The following is a 14,171-nucleotide window of genomic DNA, read 5'->3' on the forward strand; positions in this document are numbered from 1 at the left end:
CCCTTGTCGTTTCCGCCGGACACTGCCCGAGGCGGTCAGTCCTCGTCAACTACCCTCAGCCGCAATGCTCCCGTTCTGCTCTCGACGGTCTTCTCCACCGGCTGGGAAAGCTCGGAAACGCTTTCGAATTCAAGCTCTCCGATGCGCGCGCCCCGGCGCGCCAGCTTTTCCGTCGAGGTGAGGATGAGGTCCACATCCTTCTGCGCCGAGGTAAAATGGCCGTGCAGCTTGCGCACCCGGTCGTCGAGCCGCGTCAAATCGTCCATCAGCCGTGCGACCTCGCCCTGGATGACATGCGCCTGCTCGCGCATGCGCTGGTCCTTGAGGAGCGCCTGGAGCACCTGCACGGAGAGCATGAGCAGCGAGGGCGAGACGATGACGATGCGCGCCCGATGCGCGCGCTGCACGACGCCCTCGAAATTCTCGTGGATGCTGGCGAAGATCGATTCCGAGGGCACGAAGAGGAAGGCCGTGTCCTGCGTTTCTCCCGCCAGCAGGTATTTTTCGGAAATATCCCGGATATGGGTCTCCATGTCGCGGCGGAACTGCTGGGCGGCGATTTTTACCGCCTCCGGCGGGCGCCCGTCCGACATGGCGTTCCATGCCTCCAGCGGGAACTTGGCGTCGACGACGAGCGGCGGCTGACCATTCGGCATGCGGATCGTGCAATCGGGGCGCACGCCGTTGGAAAGCTGCGCCTGGAACTGGTAAGCGCCGTGCGGCAGTGCATCGGCGATGATCGTCTCCATGCGCGATTGGCCAAAGGCGCCGCGCGTCTGCTTGTTGGAGAGGATCGCCTGCAAGCCGACCACGTCCTTGGCCAGCGACTGGATGTTGGTCTGCGCCGTGTCGATGACGGCAAGCCGTTCCTGCAAGCGCCTGAGATTCTCGTGGGTCGCGCGCGTCTGCTCGGAGATCGACTGGCCGAGGCGCTGCGTCAGGCCGTCGAGCCGCGCATTGATCGCCTGGTTCGTCTCGGATTGTTTTGCGCCGAAGACCTCCGCCATCGCCCCGACGCGTCCCTGCATCTCGGTCTGCGCCCTCAGTAGCTCGGCAAAGCGCAACTCCGCGATCGCCGCGGCTTCACGCTGGCGGGCATGGCTGCGGCGGGCAGAGACGAAGCCGAAGACGGCGAGAAGCGTGACGACAAAGAGGAGCAGCGCCGGGCCGGGGCCGCCGAGCCGGGCGAGGAAGGTCAGGAGCAGGGTATCGAAAGTGGGGTCGATCATGCCGCGACCATAACACGGATTGCGACGGAAACCAGATCATAACGTGAACAAATGAAGTGAAGGGCTGGTGAAGCCGATTGAAAGCCCAAAAAAACCACGCTAAGGGAGGCGCATGACCATCAAGCCGCTGATTATCCTTCCCGATCCGATCCTCCGCGAGGTCTCGAAGCCCATCGAGACCATCGACAGCGAGGTGAAGAAGCTCGCCGATGACATGCTGGAGACCATGTACGATGCGCCGGGCATCGGCCTTGCCGCCATCCAGATCGGCGTTGCGCGCCGTATGCTGGTGCTGGACGTGTCGAAGGACGGCGAGGACAAGGCGCCGCTCGTCTTCATCAACCCGGAGGTCGTCAGCACGTCGGATGCCCGCTCGGTGTACGAGGAAGGCTGCCTGTCGATCCCGGATTATTATGCCGAGGTCGAGCGCCCGGCAGCGATCACCGTCAAGCATCTCGACCGTGACGGCAAGGAACGGCTGACGGAGGCCGACGGCCTGCTGGCGACCTGCCTCCAGCACGAGATCGACCACCTCAACGGTGTGCTGTTCATCGACCATATTTCCAAGCTGAAGCGCGAAATGGTGATCCGCAAGTTCACCAAGGCGGCCAAGCTGCGCGGCAGCAAGGCGCTCTGAGGCGGCAACCGCCGTCTCCCATCCCTACGGAGGCTGACCGATGGCCCTTCGCATCATCTTCATGGGCACGCCGGATTTCTCCGTTCCGACGCTGGAAGCGCTTGCCAGCGCTGGCCACGAGATCGTCGCCGTCTATTCCCAGCCGCCGCGCCCGGCCGGCCGCCGCGGCCTCGAACTGGTCAAGTCGCCGGTTCAGCAAGCCGCGGAGAAGCGTGGCATCCCCGTCCGCACGCCGGTCAATTTCCGCGAGGAAGCCGATCGCGCGGCGTTCCGTGCGCTGAATGCGGACGTCGCCGTCGTCGTCGCCTATGGCCTGCTGCTTCCCGAAGCGATCCTCACCGGCACGCGGCTCGGCTGCTACAACGGCCATGCCTCGCTGCTGCCGCGCTGGCGCGGCGCGGCGCCCATCCAGCGCGCGATCATGGCCGGCGACACCGAGACCGGCATGATGGTCATGAAGATGGACAAGGGTCTCGATACCGGACTGGTCGCGCTCACCCGCCGCGTGGCGATAAGCGACACGATGACCGCCGGTGAACTGCACGATGTGCTGATGCAGGCCGGCGGCGGGCTGATGGCCGAGGCCATGGCAAAGCTCGAGGCCGGCGATCTTCCGCTGACGCCGCAGGCCGAGGGGGGCGTGCTCTACGCCGCCAAGATCGACAAGGCCGAAACACGCATCGACTTCTCCCGCCCTGCCGGCGACGTGCACAACCATATTCGTGGCCTCTCGCCGTTCCCCGGCGCCTGGTTCGAGCTTTCCGTCGCCGGCAAGCCCGAACGCGTCAAGGTGCTGGCCAGCGAACGCTCCAGCGAGACCACCGCAAAACCCGCCGGAACGGTGCTCGACGGCCGGCTGACCGTCGCCTGCGGCGATGGTGCGGCGGTGCGGCTCGTGCGCCTGCAGAAGGCCGGCGGCAAGCCGCTCGATGCGGCGGACTTCCTGCGCGGCACGCCGGTTCCTGCCGGCGAGGTCCTCGCCTGATGCCGCGCTACCGCCTGCGCATCGAATATGACGGCACGCCCTATGTCGGCTGGCAGCGGCAGGACAACGGCCATTCCGTGCAGGGCGCCATCGAGGCGGTGATCCTTTCCCTGACCGGCGAGACCGTGTCGATCCGCGGCGCGGGGCGGACGGATTCCGGCGTGCACGCCATGGGGCAGGTCGCCCATGCGGACCTGTCGCGCATCTGGGCGGGGCACACGCTCCGCAACGCGCTCAACGCCCATCTCGGCATGGCCGGCGAGCGCGTGGCGATCCTCGACGCGGCTGAAGTGCCCGACGATTTCGACGCCCGCTTTTCGGCGGTGAAGCGGCACTACCTCTATCGCATCATCTCGCGCCGCGCGCCGCTGGCGCTGGAAGCGAACCGCGCCTGGTTCGTCGCCAAGGAGCTGGACCACGCGGCCATGCACGCGGCTGGCCAGATGCTGGTCGGCCGGCACGACTTCACGACGTTCCGCGCCGCCCAGTGCCAGGCCAACAGCCCGGTGCGCACCATCGACCGGCTGGAGGTCACGCGCAGCGGGGAGCTTATCGAGATGCGTGTCTCCGCGCAGAGCTTCCTGCACAACCAGATCCGCTCCTTCGCGGGCACGCTGAAGCTGGCGGGCGAGGGCAAGTGGACGGTGGACGACGTGCGGGCCGCGCTCGAAGCGCGCGACCGCAAGGCCTGCGGTCCGGTGGCGCCGCCGGACGGGCTCTATTTCATGGCCGTGGATTACTGAGCGTTTCCGGCAATCAGCCGGGCAGCGTGCCGAGGAGGCGCTGCAATTCCTGCCCGACGATCATCGGCGGCAGCACGAAGACCGCCGTCATGGCCGCCGCCAGCAGCGTCTGCTTGCCGACGCACATCCAGACGAGGCGGAACTGCAGCACGACGCTCGCGCCGAAGACCGCGTAGAGCAGCAGGCCGGCAAAGGGCGCGCTCGTCGGCAGCACCAGCGTCAGCGCGAAGGGAATGGCCGCCGCATAGGCGAAGGGCACGGCGATCCAGTTGCTGGCCGTCACCACGGTCGCAAGATACTTGCCATAGCCGAGCGGGCGCGCCAGCGCGGCGAGCAGCACGAGCGGCAGCAGCCAGCCGGCGATGTCGACGACCAGCAGCTTGATGAAGAAGACGAGGCCGGTCGGCGTTTCCGCCGGCATGCTGGCGAGATAGTAGAGCCGCCAGGACGCCCAGATGACGGCAAAGGCCGGCAGGCACCAGACGAAGGCCCAGAAGGAGCGGGTGAGCCCGCGCAGCGTCAGGTCCAGCCAGCCGAACCCCTCCTGCTTCTGTTTCAAGAGCAGGTAGATGCCGGTGAGGTAGTAGAGGACCTCGTCAAGCCCCGGCATCGCCGAACCAGCGTTCGATGAAGGTCCCGTAGATCACGGTGAGCGTCTCGAGGTCGGCGACGGCGACCCGCTCGTCCACCATGTGCATGGTCTGGCCGACGAGGCCGAATTCCACCACCGGGCAATAGTCCTTGATATAGCGCGCATCGGACGTGCCGCCGGTCGTCGACAGTTTCGGCGCCCGGCCGATGGCGGCCTCGATGGCGCTCGACAGCGAGGCGATCAGCTGGTTGTTGCGCGTCAGGAAGACATGGCTCGGCCGCTCGGCCCAGGTAAGATCGTAGCGGACGGGTTCGCGTCCCGGCCGCAGCGTCCCGTCGCTCGCAGCCGCATCGAGCCGGCGCACGATCTCCGCCATCACGGTTTCCGCCGTCCAGGTGTCGTTGAAGCGGATGTTGAAGCGGGCGGTCGCCCGCGCCGGCACGACATTGGTCGCGGGATTGCCGACGTCGATCGTCGTCACTTCGAGGTTCGATGGCTGGAAGCTTTCCGTACCGGCGTCGAAGGGCGGGTGCATCAGCGCGTCGGTGAGGGCGATGACGCCGCGCACCGCATTGTCGGCAAGGTGCGGATAGGCGGCATGGCCCTGCACGCCGTGCACGGTGAGCGTGCCGGACACGGAGCCGCGCCGGCCGATCTTGATCATGTCGCCGAGCTGATCCGGATTGGTCGGCTCGCCGACGAGGCAGGCATCCCAGCGCTCGCCCTTCTCGGCGGCCCATTGCAGCAGCTTGACCGTGCCGTTGACGGCCGGGCCTTCCTCGTCGCCGGTGATGAGGAAGGAGAGGGAGCCCTTCGGCGGGCCGTTCTTCGCGATCTGGCGGGCGACGGCGGCGACGAAGCAGGCGATGCCGCCCTTCATGTCCACCGCGCCGCGGCCGAACATCTCGCCGTTCGCGATCTCGGCGCCGAAGGGCGCATGGGTCCAAGCCGCCTCGTCGCCGACGGGCACGACATCCGTATGGCCGGCGAACATCAGGTGCGGACCCTCGCTGCCGATGCGGGCATAGAGGTTCTCGATGTCGGGCATGCCAGGCTCGCGCGCCACCATGCGCTCCACCGTGAAGCCCAGCGGCGCCAGCATGGCGGCAAGCGCCGTCAGCGCGCCGCCTTCGGCCGGCGTCACGGAGGGGCAGCGGATGAGCGTCCTGAGATTTTCGATCGGATCGGAAGAGGTCATGGGCATGCGGTCACGACACGAGAGGAAAGGGAGAATCGAGATGTATCCGATCGCTCGGGACCTGTCACGCGCGGCCAAAGCGCGCCGTTGTCAGTCTTTGGGACGATTGGGATAGCGCCCGTAATCGTTCGCGCCGTTCGTGCCCGGCCAGACCATGAAGGCGAAAAGCGCGAAGAAGGAGATGGCGGGGATGAAGAGGCAGATGATCAGCGGCACCGGCAGGTTCATGTCGTGCAGCCGCTTCACCGTCAGCATGATGGAGGAGATCGTCGAGACGATGCCCACGCCGACGAAGACGAAGGACCAGAAGAGGAAGGAAGGATCTTCCTTCGGCACGATGACGATGCGGGTGAGCGAGGCCGAAAGCAGCATGAGCCAGAAACCCCAGCCGAGCGCGAAGGGCGCACGGCTCACGCGGCCGGACCAGCCGAAGAAGAGCCATGCGAGGCTCGGCCTCTGCTCCTCGACGGCTGCCATGGCTCAGTCCCGCAGGAGTTCGTTGATGCCGGTCTTCGAGCGGGTCTGTGCATCGACGCGCTTGACGATGACGGCGCAGTAGAGCCCCGGGGCCGGCAGGCCGTTGGGCATGGTCTTGTCGGAGGGCATAGAGCCGGCGACGACGACGGAATAGGGCGGCACTTCGCCATAGGTCACTTCGCCGGTCGCGCGGTCGACGATCTTGGTCGACTTGCCGATGAAGACGCCCATGCCGAGCACGGAGCCCTCGCGCACGATGCAGCCCTCGACGACTTCCGAACGGGCGCCGATGAAGCAATTGTCCTCGATGATGGTCGGGCCGGCCTGCATCGGCTCCAGCACGCCGCCGATGCCGACGCCGCCCGACAGATGCACATGCTTGCCGATCTGCGCGCAGGAGCCGACCGTCGCCCAGGTGTCGACCATCGTGCCCTCGCCGACATAGGCGCCGAGATTGACGAAGGAAGGCATCAGGATGGCGTTCGGCGCGATATAGGCCGAGCGGCGCACCACGCAGTTCGGCACGGCGCGGAAGCCGGCCTTCTCGAATTCGTTAACGCTCCAGCCGTCGAACTTGGAGGGCACCTTGTCCCACCAGGAGGACGCACCGGGGCCGCCCTTGACGATTTCCATCGGGTTGAGGCGGAAAGACAGAAGGACGGCCTTCTTGAGCCACTGGTTGACCGTCCAGTTGCCATCCTCGCCGCGCTCGGCGACGCGGACCTTGCCGCTATCGAGCAGGTTCAGCGCGGTCTCGACCGCATCGCGCACTTCGCCGCGCGTGGAGGTGTTGACGCCATCGCGTTCCTCGAAGGCGCGCTCGATGGTTGCGGACAATGCGGACAGGTTGGACGTGTTCATCGGAATTCCTTAAACTTCGACGCTTATTTTCGATTGTCGGGATGCCGGAAGGTCGATTTCATCAATCAGCAAAATGCTCTAGAGCAAGTGCCGGAAAAGATGAAGCCCCTTTCCGGCAGATACTGTCGCACGGGCGAAATGGTAATCCCGTGAGACGCGAAAGCAGGAAAGTGACATGGCGAGATTGAAGAAGAAGAGCTTGCGCCGCAAGGACGGCGTCTGGGATCCGCTGGCAGACAGCGCGCAGGACAAGCACCGCGCCGCGGTGGTGCCGCAGACGCCGCAATCGGCTAGCCCCGCCTATAGGCTTGCCTATGTCGACGACGATTTCCTCTGCCGCGAGGAACTGCGCCCCGTACGCCTCCAGCTCGAATTGCTGAAGGTCGAGATGATGCTCGCCGAGCGCGGCATCAAGTCGACCGTGGTCATGTTCGGCGGGGCGCGCATTCCCGCGCCCGGCGCGGACGCATGGGCCGCGCGCAACGAGACGCAGCGTGCCAATCTGGAGGCCGCTTCGATCTACTACGAGGAAGCGCGCAAGTTCGCCCGCATGTGCTCGGAAAAGTCGGCCGAACTCGGCCACAAGGAATATGTCGTCGTCACCGGCGGCGGCCCGGGCGTCATGGAAGCGGGCAATCGCGGGGCGGCCGATGTCGGCGCGCCGTCGATCGGCCTCAACATCGTGCTGCCGCACGAGCAGGCGCCGAACCCCTATGTGACGCCGGAGCTAAGCTTCAACTTCCATTATTTCGCGATCCGCAAGATGCACTTCCTGCTGCGCGCCAAGGCCGTCACGGTCTTCCCGGGCGGTTTCGGCACGCTGGACGAGCTGTTCGAGACGGTGACGCTGATGCAGACCGGGCGCATGGCCCTGGTGCCGCTCATCCTGTTCGGCAAGAAATTCTGGCACAAGATCATCGACTTCGACGCGCTCGCCGCCTTCGGCACGATCGCGCCGGGCGATGTCGATCTGATGCAATTCGTCGAAACGGCCGACGAGGCCTGGGACATCATCGTCAAATTCTACGAGAATCTGGAAGCGGAGCAGGCGGTGGCGGCGCACGGCTGACGGGACCTGCCAACCCTTTCCTCCGTCATGCCGGACTTGCTCCGGCATCCAGCCGCTCACGTCCGTGAGCGCAAAAGACAACCCTGCCAGATGCGGAGAGTTCTTTCACCGCGCGGACGCGCGGTGGCTGGACCCCGGATCGGGTCCGGGGTGACGGCGGGGAGGAGAGCTTGCGTCACACAAAAGACGCCCCGGAAAACCGGGGCGTTCAGTCGGACGTGCTGCGAGGAGATGTTATTTCTTGTGACGCTTGCCGATTTCGTCGGCGGTGATAAAGCCGTCGCCGTTGCGGTCGCGCTTCTTGAACATGTCGGCCGCGGCGGTTTCCATCTCCGCCTTGGTCAGCGTGCCGTTCTTGTCGGCATCGGCCCGCTCGAACATGCGGCTGCCCATGCGGTCCATCCGCGCATTGCGCAGTGCCGCGCGGGCGGCGTCCCGTGCTTCGCCTTCGCTCGCCTTCACCGCACGGAAGGCCTTGCGGGCATCGCGGAAGGCTTCACGCTTCGCATCGACCTCCGCTTTGGTCACCTCGCCGTTCTTGTCCGCATCGACGCGCTGGAAGGTCTGCGTGGCGCGCGCCAGCATCTCGGCCTGCGAGATCTTGCCGTCCTTGTCGGTGTCGAGGCGCTTCAGCATGCGCTCGGCGCGCTCTTCGCCGCCCTTCCCGTGATGGCCCTTGCCCTTGCCGGGACGGGCATCGGCCGTGTCGAGGGCGCCGTCCTTGTTGCTGTCGCGGCGCTGGAAGATTGTTTCGGCCGAGGCGAGCACTTCGGCCTCATCGAGCGTGCCGTTCTTGTCGGTGTCGGCCCGGTCGAACATCTTGCCGGCGCCGGGCAGCCAGAAGGGGCCGGCAGCGCGCAGCGCCTCGCGGGCCTTGTCCTTGTCGGCGTCCGCCGCCTCGCGAACCGCCTTGCGGGCGTCCTTCAGGGCAGCCTGGCGCGCCTTCACTTCGTCCTTCGTCACCGCGCCATTGCCGTCAGCGTCGAAGGTCTTGAAGGTGGCGGAGACGTTCGTCTTGAACTCGTCGAGCGAGACCTTGCCGTTCTTGTCGGCGTCGAGGCGCTCGATTATCGCGGCGTGGCGCTGGTGGTGCTTGCCTTCGCCCTTGGCGGCGAATGCGGGCGAGGCCGCACCCGAGAGAAGAAGGCCGGCGGCAACGGCGCCGAGAAGAAGTTCCTTTTTAGCCATGGTCGTTCCTTTCATCCATCATCGTCCCTTGAAGGGCAGGATAGGGGGAACGCCGGCTTGCACCAGTTACAAATTGGTAATTCAACCTTTTGACGGAAAAGGGCTTTTTCCGTGTCCTGATTGTGTCGCTGTTGCCTAGAGGAGCGCGTTCAGGAAGGCCGTGAGGTTCGACGTCATGTAGTCGATGTGCTTGTCCTCGTCGGTGCGCTTTTCCCAGGCATCGACGAATTCGTGGTTCTCGTCCAGCGGGGTCAGGAGCACCGTCTTCATGCCGAGCGCCTTCGGCACGACGAGGTTGCGCGGCAGGTCCTCGAACATCACGGCATGGTTCGTGTCGACCCGGTGCAGCGCCATGAACTTGTCATAGGTCGCGCCGGCGGGCTTCGGCACATACTCGGCTGCCACGATGTCGAAGACGTCGTCGAAATGGTCGAAGATGCCGAGCGCCTTCGCCGCCATCTCGGCATGCTTGACGCTGCCATTGGTGAAGATGAACTTGCGGCCCGGCAGCGCCTGGATCGCCTCGCCGAGCGAAAGGTCGGGCGACAGCACGTTGTAGTCGATGGCATGCGCCTTCTCCAGGAAGTCCGCCGGGTCGATCTTGTGGTGGATCATCAGGCCGTTCAGCGTGGTGCCGTGGTCGAAATAGTATTGCTTCTGCAAGGCCCGCGCCTCCTCGCGCGAAAGGCCAAGCAGGGCGGAGACATAAGCCGTCATGTTCTTGTCGATCTGGGCGAAGAGATCGATGTGATGCGGATACAGCGTGTTGTCGAGGTCGAAGACCCAGTCACGCACATGGGAAAAGTCGGCTTTGTTCGGAAGATCGCTCATGGGCCGTCTTATGACACGAGCGATTGCCGAGGGAAACGGAATTTTCCGCGTGGGGCTGGCCGGGCGATGGATTTGGCGCCGGCCGCATGCTAGCGGGCTTCGCATGGAAACCTGGGTCCTCATCACCATCACCGCGGCCTTCCTGCAGAACGTCCGCTCCGCCATGCAGAAACACCTGAAGGGCCGCATGGGCACGACGGGCGCCACCTTCGTGCGCTTCGGCTTCGGCATGCCCTTCGCGCTGATCTACATGGCGCTCCTCGTCTTCGTGTTTGCCCGGCCGATGCCGGCGCCGAACGGCACGTTCTTCTTCTGGGCGGTCGTCGGCGGCGTCGCGCAGATCGCGGCGACCTTCCTGCTCGTCCACCTCTTCTCTTTCCGTAATTTCGCGGTCGGCACGGCCTATTCGCGCACCGAGCCGGCGCAGGCCGCGCTGTTCGGCCTCGTCTTCCTCGGCGAGCGGGCCTCCGCCGGCACGCTGGTCGCCATCGCCATCTCGGTCGTCGGCGTTATGGTGATCTCCGTCGCCCGCAGCGTCGTCTCTGTGCGCTCGCTCTTCACCTCGGTTCTGACGCGCACGGCCGGCATCGGCCTCCTCTCCGGCACCTTCTTCGGCGTTTCCGCCGTTGCCTATCGCTCCGCCTCGCTGGCGCTCGCGCCCAGCCTGCCGGCGCCTGACTATGCGATGCAGGCGAGCTACACGCTGGTCTTCGTCATCATCCTGCAGACCGTGCTGATGTTCGGCTGGATCCTTGCGCGCGAACGGGCCGAGCTGCCGCGCATCGTGGCGGCCTGGCGGCCGGCGCTGCTGGTCGGTTTCGTCGGGGCGACGGCCTCCTTCGGATGGTTCATGGCGATGACCTTGCAGCAGGCGGCCGTCGTCAAGGCGCTGGCGCAGGTGGAGATGCTGTTCACCTTCGCCTCCACGGTCTTCATCTTCAAGGAGCGCATCAACCGGCTGGAAATCCTCGGCTGCGCGCTCATTGTCGTGGGGGTTCTCGCGCTGCTCTTCTACGGCTGAGCGCCTTTACCATCGCGGCCCGCCACGCTAGTTTGCGGGCCTTCCAAGCACTGCACAAGGGAAACGGGGCCAATGGACGGATTCATGCGAGGCGCGGGGGAATTCCTGCTGCTGCTCGGCGCGATCTATGCGGTCACCGTGGCGATCTACTTCATCCTCGGCTTCGGCATCACCTGGCTGAACGACCGCAATCCCGAGCGACGCATCCAGAAGAACCGGCGCGGCGAGAAGCGCAAGAGGGCGGAAATCCGCCTCAGCATGGCCTCGATCCTGGTCACCTGCCTGTCGGTCTCGATCGGCCTGTTCGCGCAGTACAAGGGCTGGGCCTGGACGCCCTGGTCGTTTTCCTGGTGGACGGCGGTGCCGCTCTTCCTGCTCGCCATGGTGCTGTTCGACGCCTGGTTCTATTTCGCGCACCGCCTGCTGCACACCAAGCCGTTCTACCGCTTCCATCTGGAGCATCACCGCAGCGTCGCGCCGACGGTCTGGAGCAACGATTCCATCGGCCTCGTGGACACCGCACTGTCCCAGGGCTTCTATGCGGTGATCGTCTTCATCGTGCCGTTTCCGCCGGTCATCCTGCTGGCGAACCGGCTTTTCGACCAGATCAACGGCACGTTCGGCCATGCGGGCTTCGAATACTTCGCCTCGAAGACCGCGCGCCACCCTTCACCCATGCTGTGCACGACCTATCACGACCAGCACCACGCGGAGTTCAAGTACAACTTCGCCAACTATTTCTCGTTCTGGGATCGCGTCATGGGCACGATCTCGCCGGTCTACGACAAGCGCGTCGAGACCTTCGAGAAGGAAGCGCCCCCCTTGAAGCTGACACTTGCGAAGGAAATGGCGTCGCAGGGGCGCGACGCCTCCGTCTGAGGTTAAAGATCAGGGAACGATGAGCGTGCCCGCGCCGTGCTCGGTGAAGATTTCGAGCAGCACGGAATGGGCGGTCTTGCCGTTGAGGATGACGACGCCCTGGACGCCTGCCTTGATGGCGTCGATGCAGGTTTCGACCTTCGGGATCATGCCGCCGGAAATCGTGCCGTCCTTGATGAGCGCGCGCGCCTCGGCGACGGAAAGCTCCTTGATGAGCTGGCCGTTTTTGTCGAGCACGCCCGGAACGTCCGTCAGGAAGAGCAGGCGCGTCGCGTTCAGCGCCCCGGCGATGGCGCCGGCGAAGGTATCGGCATTGATGTTGTAGGTATGGCCGTCGCGGCCGGGCGCGACCGGCGCGATGACCGGGATCATCTCCGATTTTGCCAGGAGGTCGATGAGCGTGCGGTCGACCTCGACCACCTCGCCGACGAAGCCGAGATCGAGGATGCGCTCGATATTGCTGTCGGGGTCGACGACGGTCTTCTTGGCCTTCTCGGCGAAGACCATGTTGCCGTCCTTACCGCACAGGCCGATCGCCCATTCGCCCGTCTGGTTGATGAGGGCGACGATTTCCTTGTTGATCGAACCGGCGAGCACCATCTCGACGATCTCGACCGTCTTCTGGTCGGTGACGCGAAGGCCGCCCTCGAACTTCGATTCAATGCCCATCTTGCTCAGCATCGCGCCGATCTGCGGGCCGCCGCCGTGCACGACGATCGGGTTGACGCCCGACTGCTTGAGGAGCGCGATATCGCTGGCGAAAGCCTTGCCGAGCTCCGCATTGCCCATCGCATGGCCGCCATATTTCACCACGATGGTCTTGTTCTCGTAGCGCTGCATAAAAGGCAGGGCCTGGGCGAGAAGGCGTGCTTGGGTTTCGCTTTCGGATAGGGACATGGCGGCCTCGTGGAATTGGACGGGGGCCTGTTTAACGCATGTTTTGTGACGATGGAATGATTCCCGAACGAGATTGCGCAAGGCCGGGCAAAAAGACTAGGGTTGCCGGCAACAGGCAAGGAGCCGCGCGTGACGGGCAATGACCTCTCCTACCTCATCGGCCGCATCTGCCTGAAGGACCGCAAGGCCTTCGCCGCGCTCTATGATGCCAGCGCCCCGAAACTCTTCGCCATCTGCCTGCGTATTCTCCGGGACAGGGGGGATGCGGAAGAGGCGCTGCAGGAGGTCTACGTGAAGATCTGGCATCGCGCCGATCGCTACATGGCCGGCAATGTGCATCCGATGGCGTGGCTCGCAGCGATCGCGCGCAACCATTCCATCGACGTCATTCGCGCGCGAAGACCGGTGGCAACGGACATCGATGAGGCTTATGATATCGCCGATCCGCTGATGTCGCCGGAGGAGGCTGTCGTGATGCGCTCGGAGGGCCGGCGGATCGACGCCTGTATGGAAGAATTGACGCCCGACCGGGCATCAGCCGTGCGGCGTGCCTATATAGAGGGCCTGAGCTACGAGGAACTCGCCGATATCCACGGCGTGCCGCTGAACACGATGCGAACCTGGCTTCGCCGAAGCCTGTTGAAACTGAGAGAGTGCATGAGCCGATGACGGCGTCCGACAAAGAGATGAGAGACCCCCGCCGCGACGAGGTGATCGCGGGCGAATACGTGCTCGGGGTGCTTTCCGCCGAAGACCGCCGCAAGGTGGAGGCGCGGCTTGCCAAGGACCGCCAGTTCGCCGCCATGGTGAACCGCTGGGAGGAAAACCTCTCCACCTTCAACGACGACTACGAAGCGCTGCAACCGCCGCCGCGCGCCTTCTCCGCCATCGAGCAGCGCATCCTCGGCCCGGCCTCGCCGCCGGATGCGGCCTTTGCCGGCAATGTCGCCGGCGGTTTCTGGAATTCGCTGGCGCTCTGGCGCGCGCTTGCCTTCGCCTCGCTGGCGGTCGCCGCCGGGCTTGCTTTCTCGATGAGCACGCTGCTTGCGCCCCGCCCGGTTAGCGGCGGACGGCTGGTCGCGGATCTCTCGGGGGAGGGCGCTGCGATCAATCTCGTGGCGCGCTATGACGAGGCGAACGGCGCGCTGCGCGTCACGCCCGTCGCGGCCGGCAAGGAAAAGGAAAAATCGCTCGAACTCTGGCTCGTCGAGGACGGCAAGTCGCCGGTCTCGCTCGGCGTGCTGCCGCAGACCGGCGAAGGAGAACTGGCGGTGCCCGAGCAGATGCGCGGCCGCCTCGTGCAGGGCGCCGTGCTGGCCGTCAGCGTCGAGCCTTTCGGCGGCTCGCCGACCGGCAGCGCGACCGGCCCGGTCATCGCATCGGGCGCTGCCCGGTTCGACTGATCGCATCGGAAAGAAAACATGAAGGCCGCGCTCTGTGCGGCTTTTTTGTTGCCAGGACAATGACTTACGAGAAATATCGCCGTGTCCTGAAACTCTTTTTCCCAAGCTCCCGTTGCTCGCAATGATCGCCCATCGGGCATCGCAACCGGGAGGACCCGCAT

At 65.2% G+C, this 14,171-nt stretch carries 16 protein-coding genes; 8 read left to right on the top strand and 8 right to left on the bottom strand.

Annotation, left to right across the window (positions count from 1 at the left end; all coding sequences use genetic code 11):
* Window positions 1–35: 35 nt before the first annotated feature.
* Window positions 36–1,229 (bottom strand): DNA recombination protein RmuC, encoded by a 1,194-nt coding sequence (locus Q9316_RS01135; protein WP_306033434.1) that lies wholly within the window; start codon window positions 1,227–1,229, stop codon window positions 36–38.
* A gap of 112 nt (window positions 1,230–1,341) precedes the next feature.
* On the opposite strand from Q9316_RS01135, the gene def reads away from it, so the two are divergent.
* Genes def through truA form a run of 3 tightly spaced genes read left to right on the top strand, consistent with a single transcriptional unit; the run spans window position 1,342 to window position 3,594 of the window.
* Entirely contained in the window at window positions 1,342–1,866 is a 525-nt protein-coding gene (gene def, locus Q9316_RS01140) for a peptide deformylase (protein ID WP_306033435.1), read from the top strand.
* Between the two features lie 40 nt (window positions 1,867–1,906).
* A complete protein-coding gene (fmt, locus tag Q9316_RS01145; protein ID WP_306033436.1) occupies window positions 1,907–2,851 on the top strand; it encodes a methionyl-tRNA formyltransferase in 945 nt (314 codons plus the stop codon).
* Window positions 2,851–3,594: a tRNA pseudouridine(38-40) synthase TruA gene (gene truA / locus Q9316_RS01150; RefSeq protein WP_306033437.1), complete on the top strand. Its 744-nt coding sequence runs from the start codon at window positions 2,851–2,853 to the stop codon at window positions 3,592–3,594. The genes fmt and truA overlap by 1 nt, the downstream gene beginning before the upstream one ends.
* Before the next feature lie 13 nt (window positions 3,595–3,607).
* Here the strand turns inward: truA and Q9316_RS01155 are convergent, their stop codons facing one another.
* The 4 genes from Q9316_RS01155 to dapD all read right to left on the bottom strand — a co-directional run bounded on the left by Q9316_RS01155 (window position 3,608) and on the right by dapD (window position 6,722).
* Window positions 3,608–4,204: a hypothetical protein gene (locus Q9316_RS01155; RefSeq protein ID WP_306033438.1), complete on the bottom strand. Its 597-nt coding sequence runs from the start codon at window positions 4,202–4,204 to the stop codon at window positions 3,608–3,610.
* The gene (dapE, locus tag Q9316_RS01160; RefSeq protein ID WP_306033439.1) at window positions 4,191–5,384 is read right to left on the bottom strand and encodes a succinyl-diaminopimelate desuccinylase; all 1,194 of its coding nucleotides are present in this window, start codon (window positions 5,382–5,384) and stop codon (window positions 4,191–4,193) included. The genes Q9316_RS01155 and dapE overlap by 14 nt, the downstream gene beginning before the upstream one ends.
* Window positions 5,385–5,474: 90 nt before the next feature.
* Complete coding sequence (locus Q9316_RS01165) at window positions 5,475–5,861, bottom strand: DUF805 domain-containing protein (protein WP_306033440.1); 387 nt, start codon at window positions 5,859–5,861, stop codon at window positions 5,475–5,477.
* A gap of 3 nt (window positions 5,862–5,864) precedes the next feature.
* Window positions 5,865–6,722, bottom strand: coding sequence for a 2,3,4,5-tetrahydropyridine-2,6-dicarboxylate N-succinyltransferase (gene dapD / locus Q9316_RS01170; protein WP_306033441.1), 858 nt, complete (start codon window positions 6,720–6,722; stop codon window positions 5,865–5,867).
* Between the two features lie 175 nt (window positions 6,723–6,897).
* Between dapD and Q9316_RS01175 the strand changes: the two genes are divergently transcribed.
* A complete protein-coding gene (locus tag Q9316_RS01175; protein WP_306033442.1) occupies window positions 6,898–7,791 on the top strand; it encodes an LOG family protein in 894 nt (297 codons plus the stop codon).
* Between the two features lie 234 nt (window positions 7,792–8,025).
* On the opposite strand, the gene Q9316_RS01180 is transcribed toward Q9316_RS01175, so the two are convergent.
* Both Q9316_RS01180 and Q9316_RS01185 read right to left on the bottom strand, forming a co-directional pair.
* Window positions 8,026–8,979, bottom strand: coding sequence for an EF-hand domain-containing protein (locus tag Q9316_RS01180; protein ID WP_306033443.1), 954 nt, complete (start codon window positions 8,977–8,979; stop codon window positions 8,026–8,028).
* A 135-nt stretch (window positions 8,980–9,114) separates the two neighbouring features.
* Window positions 9,115–9,810: a pyrimidine 5'-nucleotidase gene (locus Q9316_RS01185; RefSeq protein ID WP_306033444.1), complete on the bottom strand. Its 696-nt coding sequence runs from the start codon at window positions 9,808–9,810 to the stop codon at window positions 9,115–9,117.
* A 103-nt stretch (window positions 9,811–9,913) separates the two neighbouring features.
* Between Q9316_RS01185 and Q9316_RS01190 the strand changes: the two genes are divergently transcribed.
* Both Q9316_RS01190 and Q9316_RS01195 read left to right on the top strand, forming a co-directional pair.
* Window positions 9,914–10,831 carry a DMT family transporter gene (locus Q9316_RS01190; protein ID WP_306033445.1) on the top strand — a complete coding sequence of 306 codons (918 nt, stop codon included), beginning with the start codon at window positions 9,914–9,916 and terminating at the stop codon, window positions 10,829–10,831.
* A gap of 72 nt (window positions 10,832–10,903) precedes the next feature.
* Window positions 10,904–11,710 carry a sterol desaturase family protein gene (locus Q9316_RS01195; RefSeq protein ID WP_306033446.1) on the top strand — a complete coding sequence of 269 codons (807 nt, stop codon included), beginning with the start codon at window positions 10,904–10,906 and terminating at the stop codon, window positions 11,708–11,710.
* A gap of 9 nt (window positions 11,711–11,719) precedes the next feature.
* On the opposite strand, the gene argB is transcribed toward Q9316_RS01195, so the two are convergent.
* Entirely contained in the window at window positions 11,720–12,607 is an 888-nt protein-coding gene (gene argB, locus Q9316_RS01200) for an acetylglutamate kinase (protein ID WP_306033447.1), read from the bottom strand.
* 129 nt (window positions 12,608–12,736) lie between these two features.
* Between argB and Q9316_RS01205 the strand changes: the two genes are divergently transcribed.
* A complete protein-coding gene (locus tag Q9316_RS01205; RefSeq protein WP_306033448.1) occupies window positions 12,737–13,276 on the top strand; it encodes a sigma-70 family RNA polymerase sigma factor in 540 nt (179 codons plus the stop codon).
* Entirely contained in the window at window positions 13,273–14,010 is a 738-nt protein-coding gene (locus Q9316_RS01210) for an anti-sigma factor (RefSeq protein WP_306033449.1), read from the top strand. Before Q9316_RS01205 ends, Q9316_RS01210 begins: the two co-directional genes overlap by 4 nt.
* Window positions 14,011–14,171 lie beyond the last annotated feature (161 nt).

The organism is Shinella zoogloeoides (genome assembly GCF_030733845.1).
Taxonomy (GTDB): domain Bacteria; phylum Pseudomonadota; class Alphaproteobacteria; order Rhizobiales; family Rhizobiaceae; genus Shinella; species Shinella zoogloeoides_C.

What these genes read in the sequence shown, in the direction of transcription:
- Q9316_RS01135 (WP_306033434.1), bottom strand. Translation starts at nt 1,229, where the DNA reads ATGATCGACCCCACTTTCGATACCCTGCTCCTGACCTTCCTCGCCCGG.
- def (WP_306033435.1), top strand. Translation starts at nt 1,342, where the DNA reads ATGACCATCAAGCCGCTGATTATCCTTCCCGATCCGATCCTCCGCGAG.
- fmt (WP_306033436.1), top strand. Translation starts at nt 1,907, where the DNA reads ATGGCCCTTCGCATCATCTTCATGGGCACGCCGGATTTCTCCGTTCCG.
- truA (WP_306033437.1), top strand. Translation starts at nt 2,851, where the DNA reads ATGCCGCGCTACCGCCTGCGCATCGAATATGACGGCACGCCCTATGTC.
- Q9316_RS01155 (WP_306033438.1), bottom strand. Translation starts at nt 4,204, where the DNA reads ATGCCGGGGCTTGACGAGGTCCTCTACTACCTCACCGGCATCTACCTG.
- dapE (WP_306033439.1), bottom strand. Translation starts at nt 5,384, where the DNA reads ATGACCTCTTCCGATCCGATCGAAAATCTCAGGACGCTCATCCGCTGC.
- Q9316_RS01165 (WP_306033440.1), bottom strand. Translation starts at nt 5,861, where the DNA reads ATGGCAGCCGTCGAGGAGCAGAGGCCGAGCCTCGCATGGCTCTTCTTC.
- dapD (WP_306033441.1), bottom strand. Translation starts at nt 6,722, where the DNA reads ATGAACACGTCCAACCTGTCCGCATTGTCCGCAACCATCGAGCGCGCC.
- Q9316_RS01175 (WP_306033442.1), top strand. Translation starts at nt 6,898, where the DNA reads ATGGCGAGATTGAAGAAGAAGAGCTTGCGCCGCAAGGACGGCGTCTGG.
- Q9316_RS01180 (WP_306033443.1), bottom strand. Translation starts at nt 8,979, where the DNA reads ATGGCTAAAAAGGAACTTCTTCTCGGCGCCGTTGCCGCCGGCCTTCTT.
- Q9316_RS01185 (WP_306033444.1), bottom strand. Translation starts at nt 9,810, where the DNA reads ATGAGCGATCTTCCGAACAAAGCCGACTTTTCCCATGTGCGTGACTGG.
- Q9316_RS01190 (WP_306033445.1), top strand. Translation starts at nt 9,914, where the DNA reads ATGGAAACCTGGGTCCTCATCACCATCACCGCGGCCTTCCTGCAGAAC.
- Q9316_RS01195 (WP_306033446.1), top strand. Translation starts at nt 10,904, where the DNA reads ATGGACGGATTCATGCGAGGCGCGGGGGAATTCCTGCTGCTGCTCGGC.
- argB (WP_306033447.1), bottom strand. Translation starts at nt 12,607, where the DNA reads ATGTCCCTATCCGAAAGCGAAACCCAAGCACGCCTTCTCGCCCAGGCC.
- Q9316_RS01210 (WP_306033449.1), top strand. Translation starts at nt 13,273, where the DNA reads ATGACGGCGTCCGACAAAGAGATGAGAGACCCCCGCCGCGACGAGGTG.